Here is a 14,393-nt window from a genome sequence, read left to right on the forward strand (position 1 = left end):
CGCGGCGGGCGCTGGGCGCCGCGCAGGGCCGCGAGCACGTCGATCCGGCCGGCCGCGCGCGCCGGAACCGCGGCCGCGCACCAACCGGCGAGAACCGCGAAGGCCGCGATGACGAGCAGGGACACCAGATCGACGTGAAACCCCGGGTACCGGCTGGCGTTGCCGTGAGCCCAGACGCCCAGGAAGATCCAGGCGCCGCCGAGCCCCAGCAGGGTTCCCACGACGGCGCCGACACTGCCGAGAATGACTCCGCCGAAGGACATGACCCGAAACAGCATCCGTCGGTCGCCACCGACACTGGCCAGCGTGGCGAGAGTGCGCTGCTGGGTGCGGGCGCCGACCGTGAACGCGGCTCCCGCGAGCAGAGCCACCTCGAACAGCGCGAAGCCGCCGAGCAGGGCGATGAAGATAACAAGAAAATCGGGGGAGGAGCCGCCCGAGTCAAAGCTCACACTGCCCGCCGGGGGCGGGTCGAGCAGCACCGAACGGGAGAGCACGCTCACCCCGTGCGGGTTGAGCTCTTCAACCTGGCTCCACGACAGCGGGGTGTCGGGCAGGTACCACTGGGTCATCCAATCGGAGGCCCCGGGCAGGATGCCGTCGAACGCGCCGGGAAGGCCGTAGAAGGCAACCGCGTCGTCGTCGAGGCTCGAACTGCTGATCGTGCCGACGATCGTGAACGATCCGGCGTTGGGCGCGGTGAGGGTCGCCGTGCCCCCGATGCCGGCGCCGAGTCGATCGAGCGTAGCGGCGGTCACCATGATTTCGTCGTCTGCGGTCGGGGCCGTTCCGGCCGTCACGTCCCATTTTCCGGCGAAGGCGGGATCCCACGGCTGCCCCTGCACGGCCGGAAAGGATCCGAGCCCGTCCTTCGTCTCGGCCACGACATCCGTCGAACGGATCGAGAGCAGACGGGTGTCGAAAGGGAACAGCGACTCGGCGGACACCGGCACTGCATTGAGCGACTGCTCGGCATCTTCCGCGTAGCCGTAACGGAAGAACCGGTCGTCGAGCGGATCCTGGGAGAAATCAGCGGTGGGCACTGTAACGATGCTGATCCGCGCTTCGGTCGCCCCGAGCTCGAGGACCGCGCGTTCGGCGGGAGTCGCCTCGTTGCTCGCCACCACCGTGGTGATGCCGACCAGCCCCAGCACGGGAATGGCCACGAGCAGCGCGATCAGGGCGCTCCGCCCGCGGGACTGTCCGGCCATCCTCCGGGCGATCCGAAACGCGATGCGCGTTCCGCCCGAGCGGCCACCCGTGAGCGAGACGGTCATCGCGGCAGCCCGCCGAGCAGGCTCGAGACAGCGGATGCCCGCGACTCGTCCACGATCCGGCCGTCGCGCAGAAAGACGATCCGGTCCGCCCAGGCCGCGTGGCGGGCGTCATGGGTGACCAGAATGCCGCCCGCGCCCGCGTCGACCCGGGAGCGGAGCATTCGCAGCACCAGTTCTCCGGTCGTGCTGTCGAGGGCTCCCGTCGGTTCGTCGGCGAGAATCAGCGAGCGGCCGCCGACCACCGCACGGGCGATCGCGACCCGCTGCTGCTGGCCGCCCGAGAGGTCCGCCGGATAGTGCTGGGCACGATCGCCGAGTTCCACCACGCGCAGAGCATCCATCGCGGGTCGGTGTGCCTTCTTCGACGTCCACCCGTCGAGTTCGAGCGGCAGGCTCACGTTCTCCAGCGCAGTGAGCGAGGGAATGAGATTGAAGTCCTGAAACACGAAGCCCAGGCTGCGTCGCCGCAGCACGGCGAGCTCCCGGGCCGACAGCTGGCTCAGCCAGTGCCCCTCGACGATGACCTCGCCGGCGGTCGGCGGCGTGAGCCCGCCGGCCACGGTCAGCAGCGTCGATTTTCCCGAACCGGATGCCCCCATCACCGCGACGAGTTCACCGCGGCTCACCTGCAGGTCGACCCCGGCCAAGGCCGTGACCGCGGTCTCGCCGCGGCCGTACTGCATCGAGACCCCGTCGAGCCGCAGCAGCAGATCGGCGTCGATCTGAAGACCAGGGCCGGTCACGCGCGGGCCTTGGCCGGGCGGCCGCGCTTGGGCACGTCGGTTGACAGCGGCAGCGGTGCCGCGGTGCCGGCTGCCAGCGCTCGGGCGAGTCGGTTCTCGCAGTGGTCGAGCCAGCGGGCCTCGGCCTCGGCGGCGAAGATCAGCGAATCCACCACGAGCAGCCAGGCGAGCTGCTCCGACGACTCCGGGTCATCCGTCGCGTTCTTGGTGCGGGTCAGCTCCTGCAGGGTGCGGAAGGTCGCGGTGCGCTGCACCTGGATCACGTGGGCGATGTCGACGCCGGGCAGGGTGACGGCGATCGCGAGCTTGATGGCGAGTTCGTCGCGGGTGGCCGTCGTGCGCACGACGGGGGAGTCGAGCCAGTGGGCGACCTCGAGCCGACCGGCATCCGTGATCTCGACGGTGTTGTGCGCCTCGCCACCCTCCGAGTCGATCTCAGCGGTCGCCTTCTGCACGAGCCCGTCGCGCTCCAGACGGTCCAGCGTGTTGTAAATTTGGCCGACGTTCAGCGGCCAGGTCGACCCGGTGCGGCGGTCGAATTCCGCCCGAAGCTGATACCCGTAACACGGGCCCTGATTGAGGATGGCGAGCAGACTCTGACGAACGGACATGGAACCCCCGAAATAACGGAACATTGCAAATACGTTTCCGAGTATATACATACTCGGCAACGGATGACCCGCCCGGCATGACAGGCAACGTTCAGGCAGTGTCGGTGGCACTGAATAGAATTGATGAGTGTCAATTACCCCGGTGAAAACAGGTTCCAAGCTCAGCGTGCGCGGCGCGCGCGTGCACAATCTCCACAACGTCGACCTCGAGATTCCGAAGGACTCGCTCGTCGTGTTCACGGGCCTCTCCGGCTCGGGAAAGTCGTCGCTCGCCTTCGACACGATCTTCGCCGAGGGCCAGCGCCGCTACGTGGAATCACTCAGCGCCTACGCCCGCCAGTTCCTCGGCCAGGTCGACCGGCCCGACGTCGACTTCATCGAGGGCCTGAGTCCGGCCGTCTCGATCGACCAGAAGTCCACCAACCGCAACCCGCGGTCGACGGTCGGCACGATCACCGAGATCTACGACTACATGCGCCTGCTGTGGGCCCGCATCGGGGTGCCGCACTGCGCCATCTGCGGCGAGATCATCCAGAGCCAGACGGTGCAGCAGATCGCCGACCAGCTCATGGAGCTCGAGGGCGGCATCCGCTACCAGGTGCTCAGCCCGGTCATCTCGCAGAAAAAGGGCGAGTTCGTCGACCTGTTCAAGGAGCTCGCGGCCGGCGGCTACTCCCGCGCCATCGTCGACGGCAACCAGATCCAGCTGAGCGAAGCGCCCACCCTGAAGAAGCAGCAGAAGCACGACATCTCCGTCGTGATCGACCGGCTCGTTGCCGGCCCCGAGCTGCTCACCCGCCTCACCGACTCGCTCGAGACCGCCCTCAAGCTCACTGACGGCGTCGTGCAGATCAACTTCATCGACAAGACCGGTGACGAGGCCTGGCAGAGTTACAGCGAAAAGCTGTCCTGCCCGAACAACCACCCGGTGCAGCTCACCGAGATCGAGCCGCGCACCTTCTCGTTCAACGCTCCTTTCGGCGCCTGCCCCGAATGCTCCGGCCTCGGCACGCGCATGTCCGTCGACGCCGACCTGCTGCTCGGTGACCCCGACCTCAGCATCGCCGAGGGCGTCGTTCTGCCCTGGACCACCCAGGGCAAGGGGCTCTTCCAGTACTACGAGAAGCTGCTCGACGGCCTCTCTCACGACCTCGACTTCTCGCTCGACACCCCGTGGGGTGAACTGACCGAGGAGGTGCAGAACGCCGTGCTGCGCGGCGACAACTTCGAGGTGCGGGTGAAGTGGAAGAACCGCTACGGCCGCGAGATGAGCTACACCTCCGGCTTCGAGGGTGTTGTGCCGTACATCGAACGCCAGTACCTGCAGGCCGAGAGCGACACCCAGCGCCAGCGCTGGGCCGAATACCTGCGTGAGGTCGACTGCCACGTCTGCAACGGAACCAGGCTCAAGCCCGAGGTGCTCGCGGTGCGCATCCACGACGCGAGCATCGCGGATGTCTGCGCGCTCAGCCTCAGCGACGCCCGCGGGTTCATGGAACAGCTGGCCCTCACCGACCGGGAGGCGACCATCGCCGCCCAAGTGCTGCGCGAGATCAAGGTGCGCCTCGACTTCCTGATTCGGGTCGGCCTCAACTATTTGAACCTGGCCCGCGCGGCGGCGACGTTGTCTGGCGGCGAGGCCCAGCGCATCCGTCTGGCCACCCAGATCGGGTCTGGGCTGACCGGTGTGCTCTACGTGCTCGACGAGCCCAGCATCGGGCTGCACCAGCGTGACAACCGCCGCCTGATCGAAACCCTCGTCGCGTTGCGCGACCTCGGCAACACCCTGATCGTCGTCGAACACGATGAGGACACCATCCGCATGGCCGACTGGGTCGTCGACATCGGACCGGGCGCCGGCGTCAACGGCGGCCACGTCGTGCACTCCGGCTCCTACGAGGGCCTGCTGGCCAACACCGAGTCCCTCACCGGCGACTACCTCTCCGGCCGCAAGAGCATCGAGACTCCCTCGACGCGCCGCCCGCTCGACCCGGAACGCGAGATCACCGTCACCGGCGCCGAGGCCAACAACCTGCAGAAGGTGTCCGTCACCTTCCCGCTCGGCGTGTTCACCGCCGTCACCGGCGTCAGCGGCTCCGGCAAGTCCTCACTGGTCAACGACATCCTCTACCGGGTGCTCGCCAACCGCCTGAACGGCGCCCGCAAGCTGCCGGGCAAGCACACCCGGGTCACCGGCCTCGACCAACTCGACAAGGTCGTGCACGTCGACCAGGCCCCGATCGGGCGCACCCCGCGCTCCAACCCGGCCACCTACACCGGCGTCTTCGACAAGATCCGCAACCTGTTCTCCGAGACCATCGAAGCGAAGACCCGCGGCTACCTGCCCGGACGGTTCAGCTTCAACGTCAAGGGCGGCCGCTGCGAGGCCTGCTCCGGCGACGGCACGATCAAGATCGAGATGAACTTTCTGCCCGACGTCTACGTCGCGTGCGAGGTGTGCGGGGGAGACCGCTACAACCGCGACACCCTCACCGTGCACTACAAGGGCAAGAACATCGCCGAGGTGCTCAACATGCCGATCATGGAGGCGGCCGAGTTCTTCGAGCCGATCTCCGCCATACACCGCTTCCTGAAGACCCTCGTCGAGGTGGGCCTCGGCTACGTGCGGCTCGGCCAGAGCGCCACCACGCTCTCCGGCGGCGAGGCCCAGCGGGTCAAGCTCGCGACCGAGCTGCAGCGCCGCTCCAACGGCCGCAGCGTCTACGTGCTCGACGAGCCCACCACCGGGCTGCACTTCGAAGACGTGCGCAAGCTGCTGCTGGTGCTCAACAGCCTCGTCGACAAAGGCAACACCGTCATCGTGATCGAGCACAACCTCGACGTGATCAAGAGCGCGGACTGGGTCATCGACCTCGGCCCGGAGGGCGGATCCGGCGGCGGCAAAGTGCTCGCCACCGGCACCCCCGAGCACATCAGTACGGTCAAGAAGAGCTTCACCGGAACCTTCCTGAAGGAGATCCTCGCCGGGCGTTAGGCTCGGTCCACTGATGTCTGATGCGCTGAGCTATCGCCCCAAAACGGGCGAAATACCCACGAACCCCGGGGTCTATCGTTTTCGCGACCCCGGGGGGCGGGTGCTCTATGTCGGCAAGGCCAAGAACCTGCGGGCCCGGCTCGCGAACTATTTCGCGCCACTCAGCAGCCTGCACGAACGCACCCGCCGCATGGTCACCACCGCGACCTCACTCGAATGGACCGTCGTCGGCACCGAGGTCGAGGCCCTGCAGCTCGAGTGGACCTGGATCAACGAGTTCGACCCGCCCTTCAACGTGCAGTTCAAGGACGACAAGTCTTACCCGTACCTGGCCGTCACCCTCGCCGACGACGCACCCCGGGCGCTCGTCACTCGCACCACCGGAATCAAGGGAGCCCGCTACTTCGGCCCGTACCCCAAGGTCTGGGCGGTCAACGAGACCGTCGAACTCATGCTCAAGGCCTTCCCAATCCGCACCTGCAACAACGCGAACTATAAGCGCGCCATGGAATCCGGCAAGCCCTGCTTCGCCGGGCAGATCGGCAAGTGCTTCGGACCGTGCTCGGGCAAGGTCGGCTTCGAGGAGCACCGCCTGATCGTCAACGAGTTCGTCAACTTCATGAACAGCCACGACCGCAAGCTGATCAACCAGCTCACGGCCGAGATGAAGGTCGCCGCCGCCGAGCAGCATTACGAGCGCGCCGCGAAGCTCCGCGACCAGGCTAAGGCCCTCGAATCTGTGCTCGAGAAGAGCGCCGTGGTGCTCCGTGACACCGTCGACATCGACCTGTTCGGGATCGAACAGGATGAGCTGGCCGCGAGCGTGCAGCAGTTCATCGTGCGCGGTGGACGCATCCGTGGTGTGCGCGGCTGGATGGTCGACAAGGAGCTCGACGTCACGACCGGTGAGCTGCTCGATTCGATCCTGCAGACCGCCTACACCGGCGGCGTCAATCCGCCCCGCGAAATCGTGCTTCCCGAGCTGCCGGACGACGCGGAGGCCCTGGAAACCTGGCTGGCCGGGGTCGGCCACCGCAAGGTGCGCCTGGTCGCCGCGCAGCGCGGCGAGAAGGCCGCCCTGCTCGAGACGGCCGGCCAGAACGCCAAGCATGCCCTGATGCTCTACAAGACGAGGCGCAGCTCCGACTTCGTCTCCCGGTCGAAAGCGCTCGAAGACATCCAGGAGGCCCTCGGCATGACCCAGGCGCCGCTGCGCATGGAGTGCTACGACGCCTCGCACCTCAGCGGCACCAACGTCGTCGCCTCGATGGTCGTCTTCGAAGACGGCCTTCCCCGCAAAGACGAATACCGCCGCTTCAACATCCCCGAAACCACCGACGACACCGATTCCATCTATCGCACCCTCACCCGGCGCCTCGCCTACCTGCGCCCGGGCGTCGACGTGCCCACGGATGCCCCGGGCGCCCTCCTCGAGATCCCTGCGGTCGATCCCGGTGCCCTCGACCCGACCGTCGATATCGTGGCGATGCCCCTCGCGGCGGACCTCGACGCCGACGCCAAGCGGAAAAAGTTCCGCTATCAGCCGAATCTGCTGATCGTCGACGGTGGCCAGCCGCAGGTCTCCGCGGCCGCTCGGGCACTGCGCGAATCCGGGGTGACCGGCATCCAGCTCTGTGGCATCGCCAAGCGCCTCGAGGAGATCTGGCTGCCCGACTCCGACTACCCGGTGATCCTGCCGCGCAACAGCGACGCCCTGTTCCTGTTCCAGCGCATCCGCGACGAGGCCCACCGCTTCGCCATCACCCACCAGCGGGCCCGGCGCAAGAGGGACATCTCCTCGGTTCTCGGCGAGATTCCCGGTCTCGGCCCGGCCCGGGTCAAGGTGCTGCTGCAGCACTTCGGTTCGGTCGCCCGGCTGAAAGAGGCCGACGTCGAGGCGATCAGCGACGTACGCAGCATCGGGCCGGTGCTCGCAGCGACCATCCACGAGCACCTGCGGTCCTGAGCGCGCGTTCCTGATCACGCGTTCCTGATCGCGCGTTCCTGATCACGCGGTCCGGATCGCAGTGGTCGATCTGTAGGCTTAGATGCGTGAAGACCCTCAACCGAAGGCGCAAGTCAGAATGACAACAGACCCCGACAAGCAGGAGATGCTGATCGTCACGGGAATGTCGGGCGCGGGTCGCTCGACCGTTGCCAATGCTCTGGAAGACCTCGGCTGGTACGTCGTCGACAATCTGCCGCCTCAAATGCTGCGTCCCCTCGTCGAGCTCGTCGAACGCGCCCGCACCAACCTGCCCAAAATAGCGGCCGTGGTCGATATTCGGGGCCGGGATTTCTTCGGCGACTTCCAAGAGATCGTGCAGGCCCTGCGCAGTGGCACCCAGGTGCGGGTCATCTTTCTCGAAGCCCGCGACGACGTGCTCGTGCGTCGCTTCGAATCGGTGCGCCGGCCGCATCCGCTTCAGGGCGAAGGCACCCTGCTCGACGGCATCGCCGCCGAACGAGTGCGCATGGGACCGGTGCGCGAGTCGAGCGACCTCGTCATCGACACCTCCGACCTCAACGTGCACCAGCTGGCCACGACGATCACCGAACGGTTCTCGGCCGAGGGCGCGGCCGGCGTGCACGTCACCGTCATGAGCTTCGGGTTCAAATACGGACTGCCGACGGACGTCGACCTCGTCGCCGACGCGCGCTTTCTGCCCAACCCGTTTTGGATCCCGGAACTGCGCGGCCACACCGGCCAGGACCCCGACGTGCGCGACTTCGTACTCGAGCAGCAGGGGGCCCTGGAGTTCCTCGACCACTATGCGGCCGCGCTCGCGCCGGTAGTGGCCGGGTACCAGCGGGAAAACAAACGCCACGCTACGATCGCCATCGGCTGCACCGGCGGCAAGCACCGTTCGGTGGCCATGGCGCGGGAGCTCGCCTCCCGCATCGAAAAACTTCCCGGCGTCGCGGTCAGGATCAAAGACCGCGACCTGGGGCGCGAATAGCTCAGGCAGAACGCACGAGCACGACAACATGCAGTAGCAGGATAAGACAGAATGGAAACGCGATTGGCCCTCACCGCCGACGTCAAGAATGAACTCTCCAGCGTGCTGGTCTCCAAGACCACCGTGCGCGCCGCTGAGCTCGCCACAATCCTCCGGTTTTCCGGGGGGCTGCACATGATCAACACGCGCATCGCGATCGAGTCCGAACTGGACACCCCCCAGATCGTGCGCCGCGTGCGCAAGGACCTCACCGAGCTCTACGGCGTGCGCAGCGCCGTGCAGGTGCAGCCCGCCTCCGGCGTGCGCCGCACCGACCGCTACCTCGTGCAGGTGATCGAGGGCGGCGAAACCCTCGCCCGCCAGACCGGGCTGCTGGATGCCCGTCGGCGCCCGATCCGCGGTCTGCCGAACCGCCTCACCACCGGTTCCAAAGAAGAGATCGCCGCCATCTGGCGCGGTGCGTTCATCGCCCATGGTTCGCTGACCGACCCGGGCCGTTCGGCCGCGCTCGAAGTCGTCTGCCCCGGCAATGAGGCCGCCATGGCGCTGGTCGGCGTGGCCGGCCGGCTCGGCATCGCGGCGAAAGCCCGCGAGGTGCGCGGTGTTCACCGCGTCGTCATCCGGGACGGCGACGCGATCGCCGCCATGCTCAAGGTCATGGGCGCCCAGGAAACCGTGCAGAGCTGGGAGAAGATGCGCCAGCGCCGCGAGGTGCGCGCCACGGCGAACCGGCTCGTGAACTTCGATGACGCCAACCTGCGCCGTTCCGCCGAGGCCGCCGTGGCGGCCTGCGCCCGGGTCCAGCGGGCCATGGACATCCTCGGTGCCGAGATTCCCGAGCATCTGCGCTATGCCGGTGAGCTGCGCTTGAACAACCGTGAGTCGAGCCTCGACGAACTCGGTCATCACGCGGATCCGCCGATGACGAAGGACGCGGTGGCCGGGCGCATCCGTCGCCTGCTCGCAATGGCCGACAAAAAGGCGGCCGATGAGGGCATCCCCGGCACCGAGCCGCACTACCCGGCACACGCTGATGAGCCGCAAATGACCTGAGTAGACTGAATAAGTCACTCATTTGTCCGGCGCGTTTCACGCGCCGGTTACCCGCGAGTCGACCAGTACCAGCGTCGACGAACACCAGAGGAGATAAGTTATGGCTGAATACACCCTTCCCGAACTGGCTTACGACTATTCGGCCCTCGCGCCGAGCATCAGCGGCAAAATCATGGAGCTGCACCACAGCAAGCACCACCAGGCCTATGTGACCGGCGCCAACGCCGCCCTCGCACAGCTGGCCGAGGCCCGCGAGACCGGTGCTCTCGCCAACGTCAACAAGCTCGAAAAGGACCTGGCCTTCAACCTCGGCGGCCACGTGAACCACTCGATCTTCTGGACGAACCTGTCCCCGAACGGCGGCGACAAGCCCGTCGGCGAGCTCGCTGCCGCGATCGACGACTTCTTCGGTTCATTCGAGAAGTTCCAGGCCCACTTCACCGCTGCCGCCATGGGCGTGCAGGGTTCCGGCTGGGCCGTGCTCGCCTGGGACTCCATCGGTGAGCGCCTCATCATCCAGCAGTTCTTCGACCAGCAGGGCAACTTCGCCGCCGGCACCGTGCCCGTGCTGATGCTCGACGTCTGGGAGCACGCCTACTACCTCGACTACCTGAACGTGCGCGCCGACTACGTCAAGGCCTTCTGGAACATCGCCAACTGGGCGAACGTGCAGGAGCGCTTCGCCCTGGCCCGCGAGAAGACCAACGGTCTGCTTCTCCTCAAGTAGGCGCACGCCCCGCACGACCCGTACGATCGGCTGGGGCGGCGCTCTGGCGCCCCAGCTCCCCAAACTTGCTTTTCTTCCTTCCCCGCGCCGTCCGGCGCTCGAAAAAATGGAGTCACCTGTGTCTGTAAAGATCGGTATCAACGGATTCGGCCGTATCGGCCGTAACTACCTCCGCGCCGCCCTCGCCCTGGGCAGCGACATCGAAATCGTCGCCGTGAACGACCTCACCGACACGAAGTCGCTCGCGCACCTCCTCAAGTACGACACCGTCGGCGGCCGTCTGAACGCCACCGTCGAGGTTGATGGCGACACCATCATCGTCGACGGCAAGCCGATCAAGGTCCTCGCCGAGCGCGACCCGTCCAACCTGCCCTGGGGCGCCCTGGGCGTTGACATCGTCATCGAGTCCACCGGCCGTTTCACGAAGTCCGTCGACGCGCAGAAGCACATCGACGCCGGCGCCAAGAAGGTCATCGTCTCCGCTCCCGCGACCGGCGCCGACGTGGCTACCCTCGTTCTCGGTGTGAACGAAGATGTCTACGATGCCGCCGTGCACAACATCATCTCCAACGCGTCCTGCACCACGAACTGCCTCGCGCCGCTCGCCAAGGTCTTCCTCGACAACTTCGGCATCGAGCGTGGCCTCATGACCACCGTGCACGCCTACACCGCCGACCAGAACCTGCAGGACGGCCCCCACGCCGACCTTCGTCGTGCCCGCGCCGCCGCCGCGAACATCATCCCCACCTCGACCGGAGCCGCCAAGGCCCTCGGAATCGTCATCCCCGAACTCGCCGGCAAGCTCGACGGCTACGCGCTGCGCGTTCCGGTCCCGACCGGTTCCATCACCGACCTGACGGTCACGGCCTCGCGCCCGGTGACCGTCGCCGAGGTCAACGCCGCCTACAAGGCTGCCGCTGAGGGCCCCCTCAAGGGCATCCTGAAGTACACCGAGGAGCCCATCGTCTCCAGCGACATCGTCGGCGACCCGCACTCCTCGATCTTCGACGCCGGCCTCACCAAGGTCATCGGCGACCAGGTCAAGGTTGCGTCCTGGTACGACAACGAGTGGGGTTACTCCAACCGCATGGTTGACCTCACCGTCTTCGTCGCCGACCGCCTCTGAGCCGGGACAGGCTGTGGCGCTCCGCACTATCGATTCACTGGGTTCCCTCCAGGGCAAACGCGTCATCGTTCGCTGCGATCTGAACGTTCCGTTGACGGATGGTCAGATCACCGACGATGGTCGGGTGCGGGCGTCACTGCCCACCCTCACCGCACTCCTCGCCGCCGGCGCCCAGGTTGTCGTGGTGTCCCACCTGGGACGCCCCGACGGCCAGGCCGTCGCCAAGTACAGCCTCAAGCCGGTGGCGGCGCGCCTCGGCGAACTGCTCGGCAAGCCGGTCGCCTTCGCGACCGACACCGTGGGCAGTTCGGCGACGGCTGCCGTGGCCGCCCTCGCCGACGGCGAACTGGTGGTCCTCGAGAACCTCCGCTTCAATGCCGGCGAGACCAGCAAGGTCGAGGCGGAACGTGTGGCCTTCGCCCAGCAGCTCGCCGCCCTCGGAGACGCCCTCGTCTCTGACGGCTTCGGCGTTGTCCACCGCAAGCAGGCGAGCGTCTTCGACCTCGCTGCCATCCTGCCGAGCGCCGCGGGCCTGCTCATCCAGACCGAGCTCGGCGTGCTCGAACGCCTGACCGAAAAGCCTGAAGCGCCCTACGCGGTGGTTCTGGGTGGTTCCAAGGTGTCCGACAAGCTCGGCGTGATCGGTCACCTCCTGCCGCGGGTCAACTCGCTGCTGATCGGTGGCGGCATGCTCTTCACCTTCCTCGCGGCCCAGGGCCACAAGGTCGGCGCGAGCCTGCTCGAAGCCGATCAGCTCGACACGGTGCGCGGCTACCTCGCCGAGGCCGAACGCCTCGGTGTGAAGATCGTGCTGCCCACGGACATCGTGGTGGCCTCTAAGTTCGGGGCCGATGCCGAGCACACCATCACCGCGGCTGACGCGATCGAAGACACCCCCTACGGCGCGGCCGGTCTCGGCCTTGATATCGGGCCGGAGTCCGCTGCCGCGTTTGCGGCGATCATTCGTTCGTCCCAGACGGTGTTCTGGAACGGACCGATGGGCGTGTTCGAACTCGCCCCCTTCGCCGAAGGCACCCGCACGGTTGCCCAGGCATTGACCGAGGTTGACGGACTCAGCGTCGTCGGCGGTGGCGATTCCGCCGCGGCCGTGCGCATCCTCGGTTTCACCGACGACCAGTTTGGTCACATTTCTACTGGCGGCGGTGCCAGCCTCGAGTTCCTCGAAGGTAAGCGCCTGCCCGGACTGGAGGTCCTCGGATGGTAACCATTAACCCGCGACGCACGCCGCTCATTGCCGGCAACTGGAAGATGAACCTGGATCACCTCCAGGCCATCGCCTTCGTGCAGAAGCTCGCCTGGAGCCTGAAGGACGCGAACCACGACTTCACCGCGGTCGAGGTGGCGGTCTTCCCGCCGTTCACGGACATCCGCAGCGTGCAGACGCTGATCTCGGCCGACAAGCTTCCGTTGGCTTTTGGTGCCCAGGATGTGTCGGCGCAGGAGTCCGGCGCCTTCACGGGTGAGATCTCGGCCGCGTTCCTGGCCAAGCTCGAGTGCCAGTACGTCATCATCGGGCACTCGGAACGCCGCACGCTGCACAACGAGACGGACGAGCAGGTCGCGGCGAAGGTCGCGGCCGCGCTCACCCACAACCTCGTTCCGCTGATCTGCGTCGGTGAGACCGCCGCGGACCTCGAGCTGCACGGCCCGAGTGCGGTGCCCGTCGCGCAGCTGCGTGCGGCCCTCGCCGGTGTCGACAAGGCGGCGGACATCGTCGTGGCGTATGAGCCGGTCTGGGCCATCGGCTCCGGCAAGGCCGCCACGCCCGAGCAGGCGGAGCAGGTTGCGGCACAGTTGCGGCTCGTTCTGCAGGAAACCCTCGGCCAGGACGTCGCCGACAAGACGCGCATCCTCTACGGCGGTTCCGTCAAGTCGAGCAATATCGCAGCGTACATGCGTGAGCCCAACGTCGACGGTGCCCTCGTCGGTGGCGCGAGCCTCGACGTGACCGAGTTCGGCAACATCGTGCGCTACCTCAAGCACGTCGGCTGACCTGAGGGCTGTCTCAACCGTACGATCCTGCTGCCGCTTTTCGGCGCGTGCCGTGAGGCATGACGCTGGAGGGCGGCAGCAGGCTATAATTGCCAGTGTCCGCGGCGGTGTCCAACGTGCCCGCCGCATTGTGAAAGGTTTCGTGTGGAGATTCTCCAGGTTGTGTTGCAGGTGTTACTCGGAATTACGAGCCTCCTGCTCACCATGCTCATTCTGTTGCACAAGGGGCGGGGCGGTGGCCTCTCCGACATGTTCGGGGGCGGCATGACATCAAACCTCGGTGCCTCCGGATTGGCGGAACGTAACCTCAATCGCATCACCGTGGTTCTGGGCCTGGCCTGGATCACATGCATCGTGGTGCTGGGTTTGATCACTAAGTTCGACACGGGCGTGTAGCGCCCCGTCAGACCCGATCAAGCATCTGAACGCAAGCATCTGACTTTATTTAGCAGCGGAGGAACATCATGGCATCAGGTGGCAGCGCAATTCGGGGTTCGCGTGTAGGAGCCGGACCGATGGGTGAGCAAGACCGCGGCTATCACGCGGAGCGCATCAAGGTTTCCTACTGGGATGCCCTCGGCAATGAGACCGTGCGGTACTTCGCGGCGACGCTCCCCGACGAGGAGATCCCCGTCACCATCGACTGCCCGTCGTCCGGACTGCCGGCCGGCCGCGACAAGGCCAATCCGCCGTCGGTCGTCAAGCTCGAGCCTTACAAGACCCACCTCGCCTATGTGAAAGAGCGCCGTACCGAAGAGGAAGCCGAGTCGCTCCTCGAAGAGGCGCTGCAGCAGCTTCGTGTGCGCCGCGGCAAGATCGCGCCGAACTAGCGATCGACCCGCCCACCACAAAGGCCCCGACCATCTGGTCGGGGCCTTCTGTGTGTGT

Annotated in this window: 13 protein-coding genes; 10 read left to right on the forward strand and 3 right to left on the reverse strand. The window is 66.6% G+C overall.

Translation table 11 applies throughout. The annotated features are described in order from the left end of the window. From D6T64_RS15350 to D6T64_RS15360, 3 genes are all read right to left on the reverse strand, one after another. The coding region (locus D6T64_RS15350) for an ABC transporter permease (RefSeq protein WP_147364587.1) at positions 1–1,277 on the reverse strand (1,277 nt) is incomplete at its 3' end. Continuing rightward, on the reverse strand, positions 1,274–1,960 hold the full coding sequence (locus D6T64_RS15355) for an ABC transporter ATP-binding protein (RefSeq protein WP_119975682.1): 687 nt from the start codon (positions 1,958–1,960) through the stop codon (positions 1,274–1,276). The genes D6T64_RS15355 and D6T64_RS15350, both read right to left, overlap by 4 nt. A 56-nt stretch (positions 1,961–2,016) precedes the next feature. Continuing rightward, positions 2,017–2,631, reverse strand: a complete 615-nt coding sequence (locus D6T64_RS15360; RefSeq protein ID WP_119975683.1) for a PadR family transcriptional regulator — start codon at positions 2,629–2,631, stop codon at positions 2,017–2,019. Positions 2,632–2,758: 127 nt separating this feature from the next. Between D6T64_RS15360 and uvrA the strand changes: the two genes are divergently transcribed. From uvrA to D6T64_RS15410, 10 genes are all read left to right on the forward strand, one after another. After that, positions 2,759–5,626, forward strand: a complete 2,868-nt coding sequence (gene uvrA / locus D6T64_RS15365; RefSeq protein ID WP_119975567.1) for an excinuclease ABC subunit UvrA — start codon at positions 2,759–2,761, stop codon at positions 5,624–5,626. Positions 5,627–5,639: 13 nt separating this feature from the next. Continuing rightward, positions 5,640–7,592 (forward strand): excinuclease ABC subunit UvrC, encoded by a 1,953-nt coding sequence (gene uvrC / locus D6T64_RS15370; RefSeq protein ID WP_119975568.1) that lies wholly within the window; start codon positions 5,640–5,642, stop codon positions 7,590–7,592. Between the two features lie 118 nt (positions 7,593–7,710). Then, positions 7,711–8,586 (forward strand): RNase adapter RapZ, encoded by an 876-nt coding sequence (gene rapZ, locus D6T64_RS15375; RefSeq protein WP_119975569.1) that lies wholly within the window; start codon positions 7,711–7,713, stop codon positions 8,584–8,586. 63 nt (positions 8,587–8,649) lie between these two features. After that, positions 8,650–9,639 carry a DNA-binding protein WhiA gene (whiA, locus tag D6T64_RS15380; RefSeq protein WP_119975570.1) on the forward strand — a complete coding sequence of 330 codons (990 nt, stop codon included), beginning with the start codon at positions 8,650–8,652 and terminating at the stop codon, positions 9,637–9,639. A 100-nt stretch (positions 9,640–9,739) separates the two neighbouring features. After that, a complete protein-coding gene (locus D6T64_RS15385) occupies positions 9,740–10,366 on the forward strand; it encodes a superoxide dismutase (RefSeq protein WP_119975571.1) in 627 nt (208 codons plus the stop codon). 118 nt (positions 10,367–10,484) lie between these two features. Then, a complete protein-coding gene (gap, locus tag D6T64_RS15390) occupies positions 10,485–11,492 on the forward strand; it encodes a type I glyceraldehyde-3-phosphate dehydrogenase (protein ID WP_119975572.1) in 1,008 nt (335 codons plus the stop codon). A gap of 13 nt (positions 11,493–11,505) precedes the next feature. Then, a complete protein-coding gene (locus tag D6T64_RS15395; protein ID WP_119975573.1) occupies positions 11,506–12,717 on the forward strand; it encodes a phosphoglycerate kinase in 1,212 nt (403 codons plus the stop codon). Then, positions 12,711–13,505, forward strand: a complete 795-nt coding sequence (tpiA, locus tag D6T64_RS15400) for a triose-phosphate isomerase (RefSeq protein ID WP_119975574.1) — start codon at positions 12,711–12,713, stop codon at positions 13,503–13,505. Before D6T64_RS15395 ends, tpiA begins: the two co-directional genes overlap by 7 nt. Before the next feature lie 144 nt (positions 13,506–13,649). Continuing rightward, entirely contained in the window at positions 13,650–13,901 is a 252-nt protein-coding gene (gene secG, locus D6T64_RS15405) for a preprotein translocase subunit SecG (protein WP_119975575.1), read from the forward strand. Between the two features lie 68 nt (positions 13,902–13,969). Then, positions 13,970–14,335, forward strand: a complete 366-nt coding sequence (locus D6T64_RS15410) for an RNA polymerase-binding protein RbpA (protein ID WP_119975576.1) — start codon at positions 13,970–13,972, stop codon at positions 14,333–14,335. Positions 14,336–14,393 lie beyond the last annotated feature (58 nt).

The organism is Cryobacterium melibiosiphilum (assembly GCF_003602235.1).
In the GTDB taxonomy this organism is placed as follows: domain Bacteria; phylum Actinomycetota; class Actinomycetes; order Actinomycetales; family Microbacteriaceae; genus Cryobacterium; species Cryobacterium melibiosiphilum.

Excerpts from the sequence above, each read along its gene's own strand:
- D6T64_RS15355 (WP_119975682.1), bottom strand. The coding sequence starts at position 1,960 with ATGCAGTACGGCCGCGGCGAGACCGCGGTCACGGCCTTGGCCGGGGTC.
- rapZ (WP_119975569.1), top strand. The coding sequence starts at position 7,711 with ATGACAACAGACCCCGACAAGCAGGAGATGCTGATCGTCACGGGAATG.
- D6T64_RS15385 (WP_119975571.1), top strand. The coding sequence starts at position 9,740 with ATGGCTGAATACACCCTTCCCGAACTGGCTTACGACTATTCGGCCCTC.
- D6T64_RS15360 (WP_119975683.1), bottom strand. The coding sequence starts at position 2,631 with ATGTCCGTTCGTCAGAGTCTGCTCGCCATCCTCAATCAGGGCCCGTGT.
- D6T64_RS15410 (WP_119975576.1), top strand. The coding sequence starts at position 13,970 with ATGGCATCAGGTGGCAGCGCAATTCGGGGTTCGCGTGTAGGAGCCGGA.
- tpiA (WP_119975574.1), top strand. The coding sequence starts at position 12,711 with ATGGTAACCATTAACCCGCGACGCACGCCGCTCATTGCCGGCAACTGG.
- uvrC (WP_119975568.1), top strand. The coding sequence starts at position 5,640 with ATGTCTGATGCGCTGAGCTATCGCCCCAAAACGGGCGAAATACCCACG.